Annotated in this window: 2 protein-coding genes; both read right to left on the bottom strand. The window is 65.1% G+C overall.

The features are described 5' to 3' along the window. Positions 1-511 (bottom strand): glycogen/starch synthase (locus tag AC1D00_RS41005; protein ID WP_477014631.1); only part of this gene is annotated, 511 nt, incomplete at its 3' end. Further along, the coding region (locus AC1D00_RS41000; RefSeq protein ID WP_477014630.1) for a glucose-1-phosphate adenylyltransferase at positions 508-1,431 on the bottom strand (924 nt) is incomplete at its 5' end. The genes AC1D00_RS41000 and AC1D00_RS41005, both read right to left, overlap by 4 nt.

Below are 1,431 nucleotides of genomic sequence, written 5' to 3'. Positions count from 1 at the left end.
GATAGGCCATGTTGTGGATCGTCATCACGGTGCCGGGCCGCGGCCGAGTGTCGTAGTGCAGATAGGCCGGCGCGAGCCCGGCCTGCCAGTCATGGGCGTGCACGATGTCGGGCACGAAGGCCGGCACGAGGCCGTGGCCGATGTCGGCCGCCACGCGCGACAGCGCCGCAAAGCGCACGCCATTGTCCGGCCAGTCGACACCTTCGGCCGTGACATAAGGGTTGCCCGGCCGCGCATAGAGATGCGGCACGTCGAGCACGAACAGGTCGAGCCCGTCATGCGCGCCGGCGAGCAGCCGGCCCGGCCCGCCGAAATAGTCCGGCCAGCGCCGGATTTCCTCTGCGCCGGAAACCAGCCGCATCACGTCGGGATAGCCCGGCATCAGGGTGCGCATCTCGACGGCATGCGCCTTCAGCGCAATCGGCAGCGCACCGGCGACATCCGCGAGGCCGCCGGTCTTGACGATGGGATAGACTTCAGAGGCGACCGCGAGGACGCGAACAGGCATCATGTATTGAGCCTGTCGATCATCGGCTGGGTGATGAGGGAAATGCCCTGCTCGGTGGTGCGGAAGCGCTTTGCATCGAGTTCGGGATCCTCGCCGATGACGAGCCCCTCGGGGATCTCGACGCCGCGGTCGATCACGACGTTCTTCAGCCGCGCGCCGCGCCCGACATTCACATAGGGCATGATCACGGCGTTCTCGACATTGGCGTAGGAGTTGATGCGCACGCCGGTGAACAGCAGTGAACGGCGCAGCGAGGCGCCGGAGATGATGCAGCCGCCCGAGACCAGCGAGCTGACGGCCTGGCCGCGCCGGCTCTCCTCGTCATGGACGAACTTGGCGGGCGGCGTGATCTCCGAGTAGGACCAGATCGGCCAGGCCCGGTCGAACAGGTCGAGTTCCGGCACCACGTCGGTGAGGTCGATATTGGCTGCCCAATAGGCGTCGACCGTGCCGACGTCGCGCCAATAGGAGCGGGGATCGCTGCCCGAACGGACGCAGGAGCTGGAAAACTGGTGCGCGATCGCGCGGCCGTTCTTGACGATGTAGGGAATGATGTCCTTGCCGAAATCGTGGTTGGACTTCGGATCCTCGGCGTCGCGTTTGAGCTGGTCGAACAGGAATTTCGCATCGAACACGTAGATGCCCATGCTGGCGAGCGAGACGTCCGGCTTGCCCGGCATCGGCGGCGGATCTTTCGGCTTTTCCAGGAACTCCTGGATCCAGCCGTTCTCGTCGATATGCATGATGCCGAAGCCGGAGGATTCGGCGCGCGGCATTTCGAGGCAGCCGACGGTGACGTCGGCGCCGCTGTCGACGTGCTGGCGCAGCATCACCTCGTAGTCCATCTTGTAGATGTGGTCGCCGGCGAGCACGACGATGAAGCGGGCGTTGTGCGACTCGATGATGTCGATGTTCTGGTAGAT

Source organism: Bradyrhizobium sp. P2_E8 (assembly GCF_056403875.1).
This window is presented reverse-complemented; position numbering and strand designations above follow the sequence as displayed.